Source organism: Hahella sp. HNIBRBA332 (assembly GCF_030719035.1).
Classification (GTDB): Bacteria; Pseudomonadota; Gammaproteobacteria; order Pseudomonadales; family Oleiphilaceae; genus Hahella.
On record NZ_CP132203.1, the window covers coordinates 1802957 to 1822033 of the forward strand.

Consider the following 19077-nt stretch of genomic DNA (forward strand, 5'->3'; position numbering starts at 1 on the left):
CGGAAAGTCCAGGGGCTGTGTATAAGGTTATGATTAAACTGAAAAAGTGTAAACTGACCTGGCTTGTCACAGTGTCGCACGCCAGTGACGTCATCCCCCCCTTTACTCACGCCAGGAGGAAACGCCATGGAAGAAATTGTGGAGATCAAGGCATTCGTGCCGGCAAAAGACTTCGAACAATCCAAAGCTTTCTATCGGGATATCGGCTTTACGCAGGCTTCTGATGTTGGCGGCGTCGCTTATTTCCATCATGGGAATTGCAGCTTTTTACTGCAGGACTTTTACCGTAAGGAACACGCGGAAAACTTCATGATGCATGTTCTGGTCAAGGATATTTACGCCTGGCGGAAGAAGGTGGTCGAGTCGGGCGTAGTGGAGAAATACCACGTTCGTCTCTCTGAGGTGATGGAGCAGCCCTGGGGCATGCTCGACTTTACCCTGACGGATCCCTGCGGTGTACTGTGGCGATTTGGAGAAAATATTTAGATCGGTTTTCAAGGAGTAAACCATGTTGAAGTTTGATGTTGGCGACAATCGCTTTAATTTCCGCAGCGCCGCGGTGATTATCCATCAAGATCATGTGCTGCTGCACAAAGCGGTGCAGGACGATTTCTGGACGCTGCCCGGCGGTCGCGTGGAGTTTTTTGAATTCTCCAGCGACACCGTGGCCCGTGAAGTGGAGGAAGAGCTGGGCATGACGGCCCGCGTGATTCGTCCTCTGTGGTATGTCGAGAATTTCTTCCAATATCAGCAGACGCGTTTCCACGAAATCGCCACGCTGTATCTCACCGACCTGGCCGATCCTGACGCTATTCCTTTTAACGAGGATGTTCCCGGCGCGGAGGAAGATGTCGACCTGATTTTCCGCTGGTTCAAAATCAGTGAACTTGAGGCTTTCGAAGTCGCTCCCTATTTCCTCAAAACACGACTAGGCTCACTGCCTGAAGGCGTTGAGTTTCTGACTTTGGATGAAATCGGAAGCTGATTTTTGACTGCCTAACGTTTTCGCTCATGCGCCTGCTAGTAAGCGAAAGCGCGCTGGGATCAGCATATGAGAGGAGAGGGACGTTGAAATTCGAGAGCGGCGATAAGCGATTCAAATTCCGCAGCGTGGCGGTGATCATCCACAATGACCACGTTTTGCTGCATAAAGTCGTCAAAGGCGACTTCTGGGCGTTGCCGGGCGGCAAAGTGGAATTCTTCGAATTCTCCCACGCCACCCTCATCCGCGAACTGGAGGAAGAACTCGGCGTCGCCGCCAACATCATCCGACCGCTCTGGTTCGTAGAAGACTACTACGCCCGCGGCGGCGTCAAAAGCCACGAAATCGCCACCTACTACCTGACTACTCTGCAAGACCCTAACGCCATCCCTTTCGGCCAGGACGTCAGAGGATTGGAGCAAGACGTCGACATCATATTTCGCTGGGTCAAACTGGCGGACGTCGCCTCATTAAATCTTTGGCCGCAATTTCTCAAAGAACGACTGACGGCGCTGCCGCAAGAAGTTGAATTCATCCACATAAACGAGCTGAAGTAGGCGTTTATGAATGAAATACAGCCATTGAATATCGCCCCTGAACATGACATTGATTGCCAGCCTATGCTGTATACATTGAAGGGTGAGTTTGAAAAAACTGTATTGCTGATGCGTTTTTCCGGTACCTACGGATATGGATGTAAGGGCAATACCGACGCCAGATACATGACCGCGATGACCCATGCCTCCATTGCCTTTGCTGATCCAGACGCGCTGGTGTTCGACTTTTCAAAACTTACATACGAGTGGGGAGATGCGATGGCGGGCGTCATCGCTGCGGGTTCCGAGTGGGAATTAGAGACGTTGGTGATTGCCGGCGAAATGTCTCAAGAGGGCCTTATATCACTCGTAGACTCTGAAATGATGATGGAGCAGAGCGAGGTCGTTTTCACATCATTGGAGAGCGCGAATGAGCGGCTTAAACATCTCTTGAACGCGCGTTAGGTTTTCCTGAGCCTGTCGAAGGGCCTCCCCGGGCGGCAAAGGGCAAAGTTGCTCTGTTCACCCAGGGCGCTCAATGGAGACAGGAGATAGTCGTCTATGAATTAACGCTCAGGAAAGCCCTTCGACAGGCTCAGGGCGAACGGGGAAAATGGGAGCAGGGAGGTTTTGGATAGGGGTGATCGGAGATTGGGCTTTCCTCTTTTGTGAGGTATAAGTCGAATTCAATATCCAAGAAGACGCGCAGCTTTGCCTTCTAGGCCATGCCATACTAGCGCTCAGACTCTCATCCTGTGACTTAGTAACGTCTACTCCCAGCCAACTCGCCCAAATTGACCTCTCCACCGTTCGCCCTGAGCTTGTCGAAGGGCCTCCCCGGGCGAAAAAGGGAAAAAATTATCCCGCTATTTCAGTATTCAATTTGGGACCTCACGGAGGCTAGGGATAACCATCTATGGATTAACGCTCTGGAAAGCCCTTCGACAAGCTCAGGGCGAACGGGGGAATGAAAGCCGGGAGGTTTCGGATGCGGTTATATGTAGATCAGACTTACCCTTTTCGAGAGTTATAAAGAGGTATAAGTCGAATTCAATATCCAAGACGCGCAGCTTTGCCTTCTAGGTCATGCCATTCTAGCGCTCAGCCTCTCGTACTGTGACTCAGTAATGTCAACTCCCAGCCAACTCGCCCAAATTGACCTCTCCACCGTTCGCCCTGAGCCTGTCGAAGGGCTTCCCAGAGCGACTAAAAGAAAAAAAGTCCCTCTGATACAGCCGTCATGATGATGGAGGTTTCAAATCCGTTCTGCCCCCAGATATTGATTAAAAGTTACTGTCTATGAATTAACTCTCTGGAAGGCCCTTCGACGAGCTCGGGGTGAACGGAGTGGATAAGGAGGGGGGAGTGCGCCTGGCTCAATTCGTCTGCAAAAAAAGGGTGAGCATAGCTCACCCAAAAACAGACTTTGATTGCAGGTTTGCAGCTGCGGCCGTCCTTGGCAGTCTGCTGCGCTCTAGGGTAGGGGTGAGCGCAGTCTCACTCTAGAGTCGGTAGTCGACCACGATGCCCGCTGTGCGGGGTGGTCCGACCTGGGCTTCGGTGGTGGCCCAGGTGGTTGTCTGGCGGTAGAGGACTTCTTCGTCGAACAGGTTTTTCACGTAGAGGCGCAGGGTGAAGTCGTCGTTTTCGTAGCCGGCGTTGACGTTGGTGATCACGTAATCGCCGGCGGTCAGGTCGTCGTTGTTGGTGACGTCGGAGTAGTATTCGCCTACGTAGCTGACGTCGGCCCCGGCGAAGTAGCCCTGGTCGAAATATCTGGTGAAGCCCAGGTTGGCGTTGACGCTGGGGGCGTAGCCGAATTCATTGCCTTTGATGTCTGGGCTGCCGTCAACGGCTTTGGTCACTTCCGTTTTCAGTAAGCCGACGGAGCCGAACACTTCCAGACCCGCCGCTAATTGCGCGTTGGTCTCCACTTCCAGGCCGTAGCTGCGGCCTTCTGGAATATTCACGAAACGACGATTGAGAATGGATTGGTAGCCGTCGTATTCATTGGCGAACAGCGTGACGCCCAGGGTCATGCGGTTATCCCAGAGGCTGGAGCGGCTGCTGGCTTCGTAAGAGATGACTTCTTCTTTCTCGTACTCATAGAAGCTGCTGTCATCCCAGTCGAGGGAGCCGCCGCCCGGGTTGTAGCCTTTGCGCACCACAAAGCCGAGCAGCGTCTGCGGCGTGGCCTGATAGCTGACGCCGGCTTTGGGCAGAAACATGGTTTCGCCGATATCGGTCAGCAGGCGGCCTTCATAGCTGGTATCCGGCCAGGCGAGGATATTTCGTTCCTGGCTTTCCCGTTCCACACGGCCGCCCAGAATCAAGTCCATACGTTCCGTCAGCGCGAAAGTGGCGTCGCCATAAACCGCAACAGTGCTGACATTGTCATCGCCGCTGAAAGTGGCCGGGTCCACCGCGAGATCCTGAGTGCGCTTGAACAGATAAACGCCCACCACGCCGCTAAGCGGGCCGGACGCCGGGTCGTACACCAGACGGCTCTCCAGCGAGTTGCTTTTTTCCTCCAGATCCAGTCTCAGATCGATATCGCCGACGCGGGAGGCGTATTCCTCGAACTTGGCCTGGGTGTTGGCGTGGTTCAATGTCAGGTAGGCGGTCAACGCATCGTTGAGAGCGTATTGCACATCCAGGGCGTAGCTGGCGCTGTCCGAGTCCTGATAACGGGTGTTGGACACATCTCCGTTCAGCTCATAGTCAAAGAAATCGCCGTTGACGAAATTGAGATATTCGCCCTCCTGGCTGCGATGCGTGGCGGTGAATTTCACCGACAGGCCAGACAACGCGGAAGGCTCCCAAAGCAGCTTGCCGCGCAGGTTGTAACGCTTGGACTCGGACGGGTCCCAGGGCCATTCCTGACCGCTGATAGGGTAGTCAATATAACCCTCTCCTTGGGACGCGCTGGCGGCCAGCCGGAACGCCAGTTCGTTGTCGATCAGAGGGCCGGACGTCATCAGGGCGAGCTGCTGCTTGCTGTCGGCGCTTTCATAGCCGGCGCGGACCGCGCTTTCCCAGTGATAGGTGGGGTCTTTGGTCAACACGACAATCGCGCCGCCAATAGAATTGCGACCCTGAGTGGTGGATTGCGGCCCACGCAATACTTCTACCTGCTGCACGTCCCATAAATTAGCGTCTACATACTCCTGGCCGAACCAGGATTCTGAAACGCCATCGACGCTGGTGCTGACTTTGGGGCGCGATCCCGCCACCAGCGCGAAACTGCCGTTCGCCGCGCCGGAGCCTTCAACGCCCCGGATGTTGGGAACGCCATAGGGGTTGGCAATCATGTTCGGCACTTTATCCACCACCTCGAAGACAGACTGCGTCTCGCCGGTGTCCACTTTCAAGTCGTCCAGCACGGTGACGGCGCTGGTGGACTCCTGCAAGTCGCGGTCGATCTTCTCACCTGTCACCACCACCGGCGCCAGGGTGGTGCTTTCCGACGGCTTGATGCGATCCGGCTGCGCCAGCGCAAGAGTTTCCGCCGCTGCATGGGCGGCCATGCCTCCTGCGAGCGCAGTGACGGCGACTTTGGTGGCGAACGCCAAGGGATGCAGGCGTGGATTCGATCGTTTATCCCGAAACAGGAACATCATTGTCTCCCCAAATGGTTGGTTTTTGCAGTGCGCCACTGGCGGGCGCGCCCAGTGCTTGGCTCCCTGTTAATGCGATCGAAGAGGAGGGTGGAAGACGACCTCGGGTGATGTCCGCAGGTATTCCTGACTAGCTGCATCGGAGGCCGGCGCAGTGCGGACGGATGATTCTCTAAATGAGAATCATTCGCAAATAACTATTGAATGCAAATGATAATCATTATTATTATGTAAAACAACACTGATGCAGACAGAGCGGAAATCTCGTTAGCTGACGCGGCTTTACCGTTATAGGGCGGGAGAGTGACGCGTTAGCGAGCTGCGTTGTCGTTCCTGATTACCGCGAGTCCATCGCAGATGGAAAAAATGAAGGCCGGGCGCTGTCCCGGGAAGGTGAAAACCATGTCCGAGATCATTGGCCGCAGAATGCCGGTCCCCATCTCACACGAACCATCGAGTGCGCAACCATTAGCGTCCGTACAGCACACATCGCCCCCCGTGGCCTCCGAATTCAGCGCATTCGGATTAGATGGCGACATTGGCGACGAGCGCTGGTGGCGTTCTCTACAACAGAAAGGAACGCCGCTGGTGGAATCTCTTGCCAATGATAAGGCGCGGGTGACCTTTGTCTGGCGCGATCCTCATGGCGACGAACATTGTTCTCCCATCCGCCGCGTGTATATCGACGTCAACTCCGTCACCAATCACCGCAGTCGTAACCCGCAAAGCCTGGAGCGTATCGCCGGGACGGATGTGTGGCGCTGGCGGACGACCTTACCGGCCAATTGGCGCGGAACCTATGCGCTGGCCCCCGTCACCAAGGATTATTTGCCGCCAAACTGGAGCGGTAGCGAAGAGCGTCAACGCATGAGCCAGCGCGTCTGGTGGCGGGATTTGATGAGTCAGGCTATCGCCGATCCACTTAACCCCAATCAACCCTATAGCGCTGGTTGGGGCGCCGCTTCCGCTTTGCATCTTCCGCAGGCGCCGGAGCAGACGGCCTGGGGCAGCGTAGACGCGGGAGAAACCGGACTGGGCGACGGCGCGCTGTTGCAGGCGCTGCACTGGAGCAGTCAAACCCTGGGCAATCGGCGCAAAGTCTGGATATTCAGCCCGGAAGAGGCGCAGGGCGATAACGTTGACCCTCGCAGACGCCCCCTGGTCATCCTGCTGGATGGTCAGCACTGGGCGACCCGCATGCCGGCGTTTTCCGCGTTGCAATATGAAACCCGCCAAGGCGCGTTGCCGCCCGCCGTGTATGTGCTGATCGACGCGATTGATGGCGAGCGCCGCAGCGAAGAACTCTGTTGCAATCCCCGTTTTTGGGAGGCGGTGCAGGACGAGCTGATCCCGCTCGCTGCTGGCGTGACGCCGTTTTCCAGTCGCGCTATGGATACGGTCGTCGCCGGACAGAGTTTCGGCGGATTGGCGGCGATGTACGCGGGACTGGCGTTTTCCGAGCGTTTCGGCTGCGTGCTGAGCCAGTCCGGCTCCTTCTGGTGGCCTTATGTGGAGTATCTGCATGCGCCGCTTGGCCAGTGCGCGGTGCGTCGCCCCGGAGAGCGCGGCGCGCTGGCGGAGCAACTGGCGCAAGGCCGGCTGAGCGCACGGCCGCTGCGCATCTATCAGGAAGTCGGCGCGCGGGAGGATGTGATGATCGATCTTAACGACACCCTGCGCATAGAACTGGAGCGCGCCGGTCATCACGTGAATTACCACTTGTTCGAAGGCGGTCACGACTGGCTTTGCTGGCGCGGCGGACTGATTGAAGGCCTGCGCTGGCTGCTGGAACAACCTGACTGACGGATTATTCAGACGCCGCTGCGGCGGCGCGATTGCATTAAAAGGAGACCCATTCATGAATACAGAGCAGCCCAACCCGTTCGATGACGAATCCCTGCCATTTCTGGTGCTGATCAACAGCCGCGGACAATACAGTTTATGGCCGCAATTCACGTCAATTCCGCCTGGTTGGCGCAACGTTCTCGGTCCGGCCAGACGCGCCGACTGCCTTCATTATATTGAACAGAACTGGACCGATATCCGCCCCCGATTATCTATAAATCCAGCAGATAAATAGCGTCCTTCTATTTGTCCGCAAGCGACAGGTCCCGCGTAGGTCAGGACCTGTCTCCCGCGGCTTATCGCCGCGCCGACGCATTCTGCGCCCGGTTATTAACGCGTCAATTACGCCTGTTAATAACGACGCCTGAGCGCGTCTGTCCCAACACTCCCGATTCGAATTTATCCGGCCGACAAGAGGGAAGGCATTGTGTTAGAAACTTCAGGTAAGAACTCTCTGGCTCCAGAGGAGGTGGAACTTCCTCTGATTGGAACCCAAATGGGCATATGGCTCGCCGATCAGATTGCGGTGGGACGCAACAGCTACGTGGTGGCTCATTATGTGGACTTACATGGGGCGCTGGACGCGCCTCTGTTGCAGCGTGCGATACGCATGGGGCTGGCGGAGACGGATACTCCCCACGCCCGCTTTATTGAAGACGACAACGGTGTTCTACAGCGCCTGCCGCTGAACCGCTGCGTCGACGACGTGGACGTTCCGGACCTGATCGATTTGACCGCGGAGCAAGATCCCAAACGCCAGGCCGGCGTCATCATGTACGACGACCTGGGAACGCCCTGGCGCGGCGAAGAGAATCAGCCGCTGTATCGACATATGCTGATCAAAGTCGGAGCGGCGCGCTGGTTCTGGTATCAGCGCTACCATCATGTGAGCGTGGATGGTTACAGCTTCGCCGCCATGACCCGTCGCATCGCCGATATCTACAACGCCCTGCGCAAAGGCCGCGCCCCGGAAAAGAGCCGTCATACTCCCTTCGCCAAAGTCGTGCAGGAGTATCAAAATTATCAGGCGTCCGACGCCTACGCGCAGGACCGCGCCTTCTGGTGGGATTACGCTGCGACTCTGGCGGACCCGGTGTCGCTGGCGGCGGGAGAGCGGCAAAAGGCGGGCGGATTCGCCAACGCCAATACCCTGAAACGCAGACTGCGCCTGCCGCTACAGCGCTTCGAGATACCGGCTGAGACGCGCCTGAATCCTAATGAAATCGCCATGGCCGGGGTGTTCGCCTATCTGCGCCGAATGACCGGCCGCAAGCGGATTGTCGTAGGCATGCCGTTTATGCGGCGAATGGGATCGACGGCCCTGAACGCCACCGGGCCGGTGGTGAATGTGTTACCGGTGCAACTGGATATGAACGGCGCGCCGGATATCGTCAGTCTGGCGCGACGTCTGACGTCGGAACTGGCGCGGATTCGCCGCCGCCAACGCTACGACGCCGAACAATTGCAACGGGATGTGGGCGTGGTGGGCTCCGGTCGGGGCCTGTACGCCGCTACGATTAACCTGAAGATTTATGATCAGGGCCTGGATCTGGACGGCGTACCCGGCGTCACTCATGTGCTGGCCGCCGGACCGGTGGAGGATCTGGAGTTTGGCCTGTGGCTGGAGCAGAACGCGCTGGTGATCGAACTCACCGCCAACCCGGAGCGCTATGGGGATCAGGAACTGCGTCTGCATTGCGAGCGACTGGCGCATTTTCTGGAGTACGCGTTGCGCCATCCTCAGGAATCGATTGATCAGCTTCCCTTATTGGGTCCGGGAGAACTGGCGCGCCTGCGCAACTGGTCCACCGGACCCCGTGTGGAGGCTCCCGCCCAAACGCAGACCATTCTGGACATATTTCACGCCTGCGTCGTCCCGTTCGAACAGGAAATAGCGCTGCGCTGCGGCGAGGCATATCTGACTTTCGCTGAACTTTCCGCCCGCGTTAACCGCCTTGGCCGAGAACTGATCGCGCAGGGGCTGGCGCCGGATGATCTGGCGGCGATCGCCTTGCCCCGAGGCGTGGACTATGTGGTGTCTATTCTCGCGGTGCTGTCAGCGGGGGCGGCGTATTTGCCGTTGGATCTGGACTATCCACCGGAGCGGCTGGCGCTGATGCTTGAAGACGCTTCGCCAAAACTGGCGGTGACGCACAGCGCTGTGGCGCAAGACGCCCTCGCGACGGTTGCTTGCGTGGCTCTGGACGACTCTGTGTTGCAACAACGCATTAACGGCCGTTCCGGCGCTCCGATTCGCGATGCAGAGCGCGCCGAGCCGCTACGTAGCGGTCATCTGGCGTATGTCATCTACACTTCCGGCTCCACCGGCGCGCCCAAAGGCGTGATGGCGACCCATGGCGGCCTGCTCAACTTATTGCTGTCCCATCAGGTCACGCTCTACGGCGCCGCCATGGCGCAACTGCCGGGACGACGCCTGCGGGCGGCGCACAGCGCGTCGTTTTCCTTCGATGCGTCCTGGGAGCAATTGTTCTGGCTGCTGCTGGGGCAGGAGCTGCATATCTGCACGGAAGAGCAGCGACGCGACGCCCAGGCGCTGGTGGAGCTGGCCCATAGCCAGGGCATTGACGCCTTTGATGTGCCGCCTTCCATGTTGCAGCAGATGCTGGATTGCGGACTCATGCAGGAAGGGGCGCCTCATCCCAGCCTGGTCCTGATCGGTAGCGAAGCGGCGCCGCCTGCGTTGTGGCGCAGGGTGAAACAGTATCCAAAATTGCACGTTCACAATTTCTATGGCCCCACTGAATATACCGTAGACGCCCTTGGCGCCGGCGTCGCTGCGGCGGACCAGCCGGTGATCGGCCGCCCGGTGGCCAATACCCGGATTTACGTGCTGGACCCGGAACTGCGCGACGCTCCCCAAGGCGTGACGGGTGAACTCTATGTCGCCGGCACGGGATTGGCGCGGGGCTATCTGGCGCGACCCGGCATGACCGCCGCGCGCTTCGTGGCGAATCCGGAAGGGGAAGGCGACTTGATGTATCGCACCGGGGATCTGGTGCGCTGGACTCCAGATGGACAGCTGGAGTTCGTCGGCCGCAGCGATCGACAAGTGAAAGTGCGCGGCTTCCGGGTGGAGCTGGGCGAAGTGGAGCATGCGCTGGAGGCGCTGCCGGGCGTCAGCGGGGCGGTGGTGACGGCGGCGACGGCGGGGGCCAGTCATCGGCTGACGGCCTACTGCACGGTCAACGAAGGCTTGCGTCATGATGACGAGCCACTGCGCGACCGCCTGTATCGTCAGCTGTCCGAAATGCTGCCGGACTATATGATGCCCTCCGCACTGGCCATCCTGCCCGCCTGGCCGCTGACGGTAAACGGCAAGATCGACAAACAGGCGCTGCCTACGATTCGTCCGTCCTCTCGCCAGGGGGGAAAGGCCCCGGTTACTGACGCAGAGAAACGGGTCTGCGCCGCCATCGCGCAAGTGTTGGGACTGGAGCAAGTGGCCGTCGATGACGATTTCTTCAATCTGGGCGGCGACAGTATTTCCGCCATGAGCCTGGGGACCGAGCTGCGGCGCAGCGGTTATCAATTGCGGCCCAAAGAAATATTCACCCAGCGTACTGCGGCGCGCATGAGCAGAGCCATGCAGCCGCTCAAGAAACAAAACGGAACCGCCAGCGGCTTGATTCAGGGGCCGGTAGGCGCATTGCCGGCGCCAAGCTGGTTTGCGGAGCAGTACGGCTGGGAGCGCCGTTTCGCCCAAGGCGTGCTACTGCGTATTCCTGAACGGATACAGTCAGCCCATTTACGGGAAGCATTGCAGGCGCTGCAACGCGCTCATCCCGCGTTACGCGCCTATATCGGCGAAGAAGGATTGGCGATAAAGGATATCGGCGCCGGTCTCGACAGCCGAATTCTCACCCGGGTTGAGGTGGCCCATGAGGCCGACTCGGAGGCTTTCGGCAAACTGGCGGATGAGTTGTTCGAGGCGTCCGCGGCGGAACTGAATCCCGCCGCCGGCGTCATGATGCGCGCCTGGTGCATCGCCGACAGAGACAACGGCGTCTGGTTAATGCTGACCTTGCATCATCTGGTGGTGGATGGCGTGTCCTGGCGGGTGCTGCTGCGCGAGCTGGAAACCGCCTGTGAAGCAGTCGCAGCCGGCGCTGCGGCGATGATTCCCGCCGAGGAAACCTCTTTGCGCGATTGGTCGCGGGCCTTACATGAAGAGATTCCGGCGCGACGTCAGGAACTGGCGCTGTGGCGCGACATGTTGCAAGGCTATCTGCCGTTGTTGTCACGACGGCCCCTTGATCCAGCGCAGGACACCTACGGCGCGGCGCAACACTGGCGCACGTTGGCGGATGCGATGCTGACCAGGGCGTTATTGCAGACGTTGCCGAACGCTTATCGGGCGTCGATTGATGAGATTCTGCTGGCGGTGGTGGCGAAAGCCTTCTGTGAAGAACGTGCGGCTTCCGGCGTGCGTTTTTCTCTGGAATCCCATGGACGTGAAATCCTGCAGGAGCAGGTCGATCCCGCTCGCACCATTGGCTGGCTGACGGCGGAATATCCGGTCGCGTTCGATCTGACGGCGGTGTTATCGGGTCAGTATGACGCGGCGGAGCCGGTGCGGGCGGTGAAACGCAGCCTGCGGCGCATTCCTGATCACGGTCTGGGCTATGGCGTGCTGCGTTATCTGGACAAAACGAGCCGGGATGAACTGGCGCAACTGGAAGCGGAACATCGACCTCAGGTGTTATTTAACTATCTGGGGCGTTTCAATGTCGGTGAGGGCTACTGGACGCCGCGCCATCTGGGCGAGCGTTTCAAAGACGCCTTCGCTGTGGCTATCGATGGCGAACTGTCCATGTTGTACGGCCTGGAAATCAATATCTTCGTGGATGAGGCCAAAGGCGACCCCCGACTGGCGATCAACTGGACCTGGGCGCAAGGGTTGTATGATCGCTGGCTGATCGCCCGCCTGCATCAACGCATCGTGGAAAACCTGCGCGAGCTGGAGCACTTCGCCGCCTACCGACCCGGCGCGGCGGCGGATACCCTGATTGCCGCGGAGACCGCAGTCGCGGGAGTCAGTCTGGATGAAGCGGCGCTGTCCGAGCTGCGTGATCGTTGTGGTCCTCTTGCGGCGGCGCTGCCTGTGTTGCCGTTACAGCAGGGGCTTTTGTTCCATGCCCAATTGGGGGAAGCGGCCAGCAAGTATAACTCCACCACACGTCTGGATTTTCGTGGAACGCTTGATGTGGAGCGGATGCGGGATGCGCTGGAGGCGGTGTTGCGACGTCATCCGCAAATGGCGGCGGCGTTCGATACCGAGAGCGCGCCGCAACCGCTGCAACTGATTCCTCTGGTAATTGACGGCGAGCGCCGTTGGCCTTGGTCGCAATGTTATTTGGGCGACCTGCGCGGGGAGGCGCTGGAGCAGGAACTGTGGCGTCTGGAACAGGAAGAGCTGGCGCGGGATTTCGATATCGCCGCGACGCCGGCGCAACCCCTGCTGCACGCCAGATTGATTCACCATATCGACAACCGCCACACCCTGTTCTTAACGGCGCACCATTTGGTGGTGGACGGGTGGTCCACGCCGATTTTGTTGCGGGACTTTCTGCACGCCTACGGCGATGGCGCGGATACCCTGGCGCCCACGCACTCCGATTACGCCCAGGTGGTGCGCGATTTATGCGCCAGAGACACAGAAGCCGCCGCCACCGCCTGGCGCGAAGCGCTGAAGGATGTCCGTCCCACCTTGTTGTTTGCAGGCGCACCCGCACAAGCGCAGGTGAAAGAGCTGGAGCTGACCTTGCCGAAGGCGTTGGAGCAGGCGCTGCAGACCTGTTGCCGTGAACAGGGACTGACTCTCAATACGGTGATGCAAGGCGCCTGGGCCGCCGTGTTGGCGGTGTTGAGCGGCCGTGATGATGTGGTGTTCGGCGCGCCAGTATCGGGACGTTTCAGTCCGGTGGATGGACTGGAGGAGCATGTGGGCCTGTTCAGTAACACGATTCCGGTGCGCATGCGCTTCGATCCTGAGCGGCCGTTATTGGCCCAATTTCAGGGGCTGCAGGCGCAACAGGTGGCGTTGCTGGAGCACGATTGTCTGGGGCTGGCGGATATTCAGCGCTTGGCGGGTACGTCGACCTTGTTCGATACCTTGCTGGTCAGTGAGAACTATCCCGATAACGATGGGCTGACCGAGCGGGATTATCTGGGCGCGCGCTTGACCCATATTCGCAATCGCGGCTACACCCATTATCCGCTGACGATCATGGTGCTGCCCGGTGACCGTTTGCGATTGATCATCGAATATCGCGAGCCGGTGACTCAGGCGGAGGACATCGCGCAACGACTGTTGAGCGTGCTGGAGCAACTCGCCTATCACTCGGAGACGCCCTGGAGCCGGATGGATCTGCGCACCCAAAGCGAATGCAGTTTGATTGATAGCGTCAACGCCACGAACGCTGTCGTCGCCGACAGCACGTTGTGTCAGTTACTGGCGGCGCAAGCCCGCAGGACCCCCAACGCGGTGGCGCTGGAAGACGAAATGCTGCGACTGAGCTATCGCCAGATGCGCGCCCAAGCGCTGGCATTGGCGCAGAAAATGCGACGGGCGGGGGTTAATACAGGAGATATCGTCGCTGTCGCTTTGCCCCGGTGCGCGCGGCTGAGCATTGCTCTGACTGCGGTATTGGAGAGCGGCGCGGCCTATCTGCCGCTGGATACCGGTTATCCCGACGAGCGCTTGGCCTATATGGTCCGTAACGCCGCGCCGCGTTTGATCATCACTTCTTCGGATCAGGCCTCCCGCTTCCGCGAGATGGGGGAACTGATGCGGTTTGATCAGCTGGCGGCGGAAGTCGCGGAGGTTGAGAAAGGTGGGCTGGAAAATGAATTAGAAGCGCAACAAGCCTTATCTCACGGACTGACGCCGGATCATCCCGCCTACCTGATTTATACCTCCGGCTCCACCGGCAATCCCAAGGGCGTGTTGGTGTCGCATCGCGCTATCGTCAATCGTCTGGCCTGGATGCAGGCGGAGTATGGGCTGCAATCCGATGATGTGGTGTTGCAGAAAACGCCCTGTAGTTTCGATGTGTCGGTGTGGGAGTTTTTCTGGTCGCATATGGTGGGGGCGTCGCTGTATATGGCGCCGCCGGAGGCGCATCGCGACCCGGATGAGCTACTGGCGTTGATCGAGCGCCACAAGGTGACGACGCTGCATTTTGTGCCGTCTATGCTGGCGGCGTTTGTGAACCGTCTGCCGGCGGCCATCGCCAGTCAGGGGGAGGTTCCCTGTGGCGGACTGCGCCGTGTTTTCTGCAGCGGCGAAGCGCTTTCCCGCGAATTGGCGGATTTGTATTCCGTCTATATTCGCGCCCCGTTGCACAATCTTTATGGACCCACGGAAGCGGCGGTGGACGTCACTTATAAACAGGCGTCTGGTTTGCTCGATAAAGAGCGTGAGAATACGGGGTTGAGCGTGCCGATCGGACGACCGGTCTGGAATACGCAACTGCGTATCCTTGATCCCTGGCTGCGTCCGGCGCCGGTCGGCGTGGCCGGAGAGTTGTATCTGTGCGGCGTGCAGTTGGCGGAGGGTTATCTGGGGCGTCCAGACCTCACCGCCGTGCGTTTTGTCGCGGATGCCGCAGGCGAGAGCGCCCGTATGTATCGCACTGGAGACGTAGCGCGCTGGCTGCCCAACGGCGATGTGGAGTATCTGGGACGCAGTGACGATCAGCTTAAGATACGCGGCCAGCGTATCGAGTTGGGAGACATCGAGTCCGCCCTGCAAAGCCTGTCGGAGGTCAAACGGGCGGTCGTCCACGCCCGCGTGATCAACCACAGCGACGCCGCCATGGCGGGCGCGGATAATCGCCAGCTCGTCGGCTATGTCATCCCCCATGCTGACGACATTGACGCCGACGCCATACGCCGTCAATTGGCGGCAACCCTGCCGGCCCATATGGTCCCCGTGGCCATTGTGCCAGTGCGGGAATTTCCGCTCAGCGCCAACGGCAAACTGGACCGTAAAGCCCTGCCGGAGCCATCAACGGTGAAGAGAGAGACTCAGGGCAGGGCGCCAAGGCCTGGATTAGAGGCGCAGATCGCCAGTGTGTTTGCGCGCATTTTGAACTTGCCGACAGTCGCTGCGGACGATGACTTTTTCGCGCTGGGAGGCCACTCTCTTCTGGCGATGAACCTGGCGGCGGAACTGCGCAAGACGTTGGCGCGTCCTGTATCCGTCGGGACGATTATGACCTCGCCAACCGTGGCGCAGTTGGCGACGTTATTGGCGGACGAGAACGCGCTGAACGATCCCGCCAACGCTGGGTTTGGCGAAGTCTTGCACCTACGCGCCGGGCGCGGCGCGCCCTTGTTCTGCGTGCATCCTGCCTCTGGATTCGCCTGGCAATACAGCGGTCTGGTGCGCCACTTGCCGACGCATATTCCATTGGTTGGCTTGCAGTCGCCAGGTTCTCACGGAGCTATCGCCGCCAGCGACGATATCGATGCGATATGTGAACGTCATCTGCAAACATTACGGCGCATTCAGCCCCATGGTCCTTATCATCTGATCGGTTATTCGCTGGGCGGCACCATCGCTCACGGCCTGGCTGCGAAGCTGCGTATGCTTGGCGAAGATGTCGCCTTCCTCGGCCTGCTGGATGCGTATCCACCAGAAGGTCAGGATTGGAGCGGCCCGACGGAAGAAGAAGCGCATGCGGAAGTGGAGCGGGAGAAGGAGCAGTTCATGCTGGACGCCGAAGCCGCGGCGGATGATTTCGTTGAGCAGGAGAAAGCGGCGATGTTCAAACAAATCGTCGCCAACTACGAAGCCTCCGTAAAACTTCTCTCCACTGCGCAAACGCCGATCTATGACGGCGACATACACATGTTCGTCGCCACCCGCACCTTACCGGAAAACTGGCAAGTGGAAGGCAGCTGGAAGCCCTACATTCGCACCATGACCCGTCACGACATTCACTGTAACCACGAAGACATCGTCTCCCCCGAGACATTGAAAACGCTGGGACCACTGCTGAATAAACTGCTGACGGAAATGAGCGAAGGAGGCGGCGAGCGCTGATTGGATTCGGCCTTGGGGTGGAAGCCTCAGGGCCTTTCCCTGGCCCATGGAGAGAGTGGGAATAGTCAGCCTTTTTTATTGTGGCAGTGATAGCCACCCTTTTTATGGTCATGATGACAGCCGTTACTATCCGTCCCTCCCGAGTGGGCGTATGCAAAGCCTGCGAAAGCAAAGAGAAAAGCTGTGATTAAGAGCGTCTTCATGGCGGTACTTCCTATATTTCCAGATGAGAGGCTACGCAAGAACTGCATAGTCGATAAAATATAGGTGTCGATCGTTATTTGATCAAATTGTGTCTGGTAGGATGGCGACGTTTCACCCTCTGTCCGTTTCTCTCATGTCATCTTGAACACTTCTCAGGCTCGCAAACCATCCCATTACACGTCCTAAAACGCGATCAAGGTCTTACCGTACGGGCCTTTCCGCTTTAATAGTCGCTTCGGGGTTGCCGTCAGCAACCCTCTAAACAGCACAAATATGGAGAGGCTAATGGCGGTATTTAGCAGGTTTATTTACTGGTTGATCCTAATGTTGGGTATAGCGTCAGGCTCTACTGTGATAGCGGCGGACCATGTGGGCGTGCGGCATCTCAGTGTGGCGTCGGGGCAGCGCGCTGGCGGTCTTGATATGACAATATGGTATCCGGCGACTGAGGGAGGTGAGCCGGTGTTATTGGGCGACAGTATTTTTTTCTCCGGCGTTCCCTCCGCGCTTAACGCACCCATAGTCACCGGAAAATTTCCACTTATCCTGCTTTCCCATGGCGCAGGTCTGGGCGGAAGTGCGCAGGCCATGAGCTGGATGGCGACGCCTTTAGCGCAGCGGGGATTTATTGTCGTCGCGCCGACTCATCCCGGTAACGCTGGGCCGAATAGATCGGCGTCAGAAACGATGAAACTCTGGTTGCGGCCCGTTGATCTGACTGACGCCCTTAATGCAATGCAGACGGATGCGCTTTTCCGCGAACATTCACGCTTCGACAGGGTTGGCGTTCTCGGGCTTTCCATGGGCGGGGGTACGGCCCTAATGATGACCGGAGCCCGTCTCGACCCTGAACGCTTTGCGGCATACTGTGATACCGGCCAGCGTAATGCGTCTCTGTGTGAGTGGGTACGGCAAAGCGGCCTGGATCTCCATAAAATGGACCTTCAGCCAGCGGGCCGTGACTATCGTGATCAACGCATTCGTTTCGCAATGGCTATCGACCCCGTGCCCATAGACGTTATTGCAGGCGACTCTTTCAAGGACATAACGACTCCCGTCACACTGGTGAATCTGGGACCGCCAGGAAAGATCCCGCAAACAGCTTTGGCTTCTGATATAGCCAAGGCTATCCCTGACGCTACCTACACACTGATCAACGATGCCAGTCACTACAGCCTGTTTGGCGAATGCAAACCTCATGCGGCGGACATTGCCAAAGAAGAACAGATTGGAGAACCCATATGCACCGACGGTAGCGGGCGTTCACGGCATGCGATTCATGATGAACTGGTTCAGTTGGTTTCGAGAGCGTTTGAACGGGCGCTGCATGGGGTGCAATAGCGGGGAGCTTCCTCGAATTGGCAAGCGTGGTTGGTAATAGAGACTTAGCCTCGATCCCGACTGGAGTAAAAGGCATACTTAATCGCACCCTGGAAGGGAATACTGTTAAAGGACGCATGTAGCGGTGGTTGAAACGATGCTAGGCGACGATGAAAGAAGATTAGTTAACGATATTAGACGGACTGTCATCCTCCATGATTATATTTCTCATTGGGGGCAGCCATCTCTCGTACATTGTGTTCGAATAAAAACAGTCAAGTTGACGTTGAAGTCTATGAGTTTTCTTCGAAAGAAGACGGCGTATACCGTTTAGCGACAATAGGGATTTCCGGTCAGGTGCTTGAAGGCGGGGGCTTGGCCAACTGGGAGTTTCTGCTATCTCTCCCAGCAGAATGGGAAAAAGAGGAAACCTCAGAGGTAGTCAACTATCTGCTTGATATTATGGCGTATTCGTTGCGCCCTGATGTTGAAGTTAAGGTAGGAAACACAATCCCTGAAACGTCATTGGCGCCCGCTTCATGGACAACGAGGGCTGTTTTATTTGATGAGCCCCGTGGTGAACCAGAGGATATGTCCAGCTTTAAAGTTGGAGATCAGGTTGTTGACTTAATTTGGCTGGTTCCGATCACAGAAAAAGAACGCCAGCTTATAAAAAATAGCGGCATAGAAGAATTCGACAAATGGGAAGCTCATTCCGACAGCTCATTAATCGATGTAAAAAGAATGAGCATAGTTTAGCCTGCTCAGTACAGGTCTATTGCTGCGTGCAAGGAGTCGTCCTCGAAGTTTCTAAACTGAAAAACGCGTATATGCGGTTTCCTAATGTCGCATACACCTGGATGCTTCTGGCGATGTGGCTACAAATGCAAGTATAGAAAAATCAAGTAGTAGGTAGAGCCGCATGTTGGTGCTTTTGTGTGGAAAAATGGGCGCTGGGAAAACGACTAAATCCAAAGAACTGGCAAAAGAGAGGGGGGCGGTTCTGCTCTCGGAAGATATATGGCTTGAATCTCTATATCCTGCGCAAATTCGTAGTGTTGAAGACTATGTAAAGTATTCAAATATGATAAAGCCGTTGGTTAAATCGCTTGTGCAAGATGTGCTCAATACGGGCTCAGACGTAGTGATGGATTTTCCCGCCAATACAATCGGGCAAAGAGGTTGGCTAAAAAGCATATTCACCGAAATTGGCGCTGATCACGAGCTAATATACATAAAAGCGCCCAACGAAATTTGTTTGAATCAAATAGCCAAAAGACGCATCGAGCAACCGGAACGAGCCGCAACGGATACTGAGGAAATGTTTGTGCAAATAACCCAATATTTCGTCGAGCCCTCTCCCGATGAGGGTTTTAACGTCACCGTTATTGAGCATAACAAGTAGCGGCAACGGACCCACCCACGATCCGCCCACTTGTGGTTTGCAGCACTCACTCGATCACAAATGGGCTTCACTCCATCCACCGTTCGCCCTGAGCCTGT

General features: G+C 57.5%; 12 protein-coding genes. 10 read left to right on the forward strand and 2 right to left on the reverse strand.

Annotated elements, in window-relative coordinates:
* The first annotated feature begins 126 nt into the window (after nucleotides 1-126).
* The 4 genes from O5O45_RS08425 (at nucleotide 127) to O5O45_RS08440 (ending at nucleotide 1983) form a co-directional block, all read left to right on the forward strand.
* Nucleotides 127-486 (forward strand): VOC family protein, encoded by a 360-nt coding sequence (locus tag O5O45_RS08425; RefSeq protein WP_305904771.1) that lies wholly within the window; start codon nucleotides 127-129, stop codon nucleotides 484-486.
* Between the two features lie 22 nt (nucleotides 487-508).
* Nucleotides 509-985: an NUDIX hydrolase gene (locus O5O45_RS08430; protein WP_305904772.1), complete on the forward strand. Its 477-nt coding sequence runs from the start codon at nucleotides 509-511 to the stop codon at nucleotides 983-985.
* A gap of 83 nt (nucleotides 986-1068) precedes the next feature.
* Nucleotides 1069-1539 (forward strand): NUDIX hydrolase, encoded by a 471-nt coding sequence (locus O5O45_RS08435; protein WP_305904773.1) that lies wholly within the window; start codon nucleotides 1069-1071, stop codon nucleotides 1537-1539.
* Between the two features lie 6 nt (nucleotides 1540-1545).
* Nucleotides 1546-1983: a hypothetical protein gene (locus tag O5O45_RS08440; RefSeq protein ID WP_305904774.1), complete on the forward strand. Its 438-nt coding sequence runs from the start codon at nucleotides 1546-1548 to the stop codon at nucleotides 1981-1983.
* Between the two features lie 1037 nt (nucleotides 1984-3020).
* On the opposite strand, the gene O5O45_RS08445 is transcribed toward O5O45_RS08440, so the two are convergent.
* Complete coding sequence (locus O5O45_RS08445) at nucleotides 3021-5138, reverse strand: TonB-dependent receptor (RefSeq protein WP_305904775.1); 2118 nt, start codon at nucleotides 5136-5138, stop codon at nucleotides 3021-3023.
* 399 nt (nucleotides 5139-5537) lie between these two features.
* Between O5O45_RS08445 and fes the strand changes: the two genes are divergently transcribed.
* The 3 genes from fes to O5O45_RS08460 all read left to right on the forward strand — a co-directional run bounded on the left by fes (nucleotide 5538) and on the right by O5O45_RS08460 (nucleotide 16050).
* A complete protein-coding gene (gene fes, locus O5O45_RS08450; protein ID WP_305904776.1) occupies nucleotides 5538-6938 on the forward strand; it encodes an enterochelin esterase in 1401 nt (466 codons plus the stop codon).
* 55 nt (nucleotides 6939-6993) lie between these two features.
* Nucleotides 6994-7215 carry an MbtH family protein gene (locus O5O45_RS08455; RefSeq protein WP_305904777.1) on the forward strand — a complete coding sequence of 74 codons (222 nt, stop codon included), beginning with the start codon at nucleotides 6994-6996 and terminating at the stop codon, nucleotides 7213-7215.
* 192 nt (nucleotides 7216-7407) lie between these two features.
* Complete coding sequence (locus O5O45_RS08460; protein ID WP_305904778.1) at nucleotides 7408-16050, forward strand: non-ribosomal peptide synthetase; 8643 nt, start codon at nucleotides 7408-7410, stop codon at nucleotides 16048-16050.
* A 65-nt stretch (nucleotides 16051-16115) separates the two neighbouring features.
* Here the strand turns inward: O5O45_RS08460 and O5O45_RS31960 are convergent, their stop codons facing one another.
* Complete coding sequence (locus O5O45_RS31960; RefSeq protein WP_371747979.1) at nucleotides 16116-16301, reverse strand: YHYH domain-containing protein; 186 nt, start codon at nucleotides 16299-16301, stop codon at nucleotides 16116-16118.
* 238 nt (nucleotides 16302-16539) lie between these two features.
* Here O5O45_RS31960 and O5O45_RS08465 point away from each other — a divergent pair, with 238 nt between their 5' ends.
* The 3 genes from O5O45_RS08465 (at nucleotide 16540) to O5O45_RS08475 (ending at nucleotide 18979) form a co-directional block, all read left to right on the forward strand.
* On the forward strand, nucleotides 16540-17595 hold the full coding sequence (locus tag O5O45_RS08465) for an alpha/beta hydrolase family protein (protein ID WP_305904779.1): 1056 nt from the start codon (nucleotides 16540-16542) through the stop codon (nucleotides 17593-17595).
* A 210-nt stretch (nucleotides 17596-17805) separates the two neighbouring features.
* Nucleotides 17806-18333, forward strand: coding sequence for a suppressor of fused domain protein (locus O5O45_RS08470; RefSeq protein WP_305904780.1), 528 nt, complete (start codon nucleotides 17806-17808; stop codon nucleotides 18331-18333).
* Nucleotides 18334-18496: 163 nt separating this feature from the next.
* Nucleotides 18497-18979 carry an AAA family ATPase gene (locus tag O5O45_RS08475; protein ID WP_305904781.1) on the forward strand — a complete coding sequence of 161 codons (483 nt, stop codon included), beginning with the start codon at nucleotides 18497-18499 and terminating at the stop codon, nucleotides 18977-18979.
* Nucleotides 18980-19077: the final 98 nt, after the last annotated feature.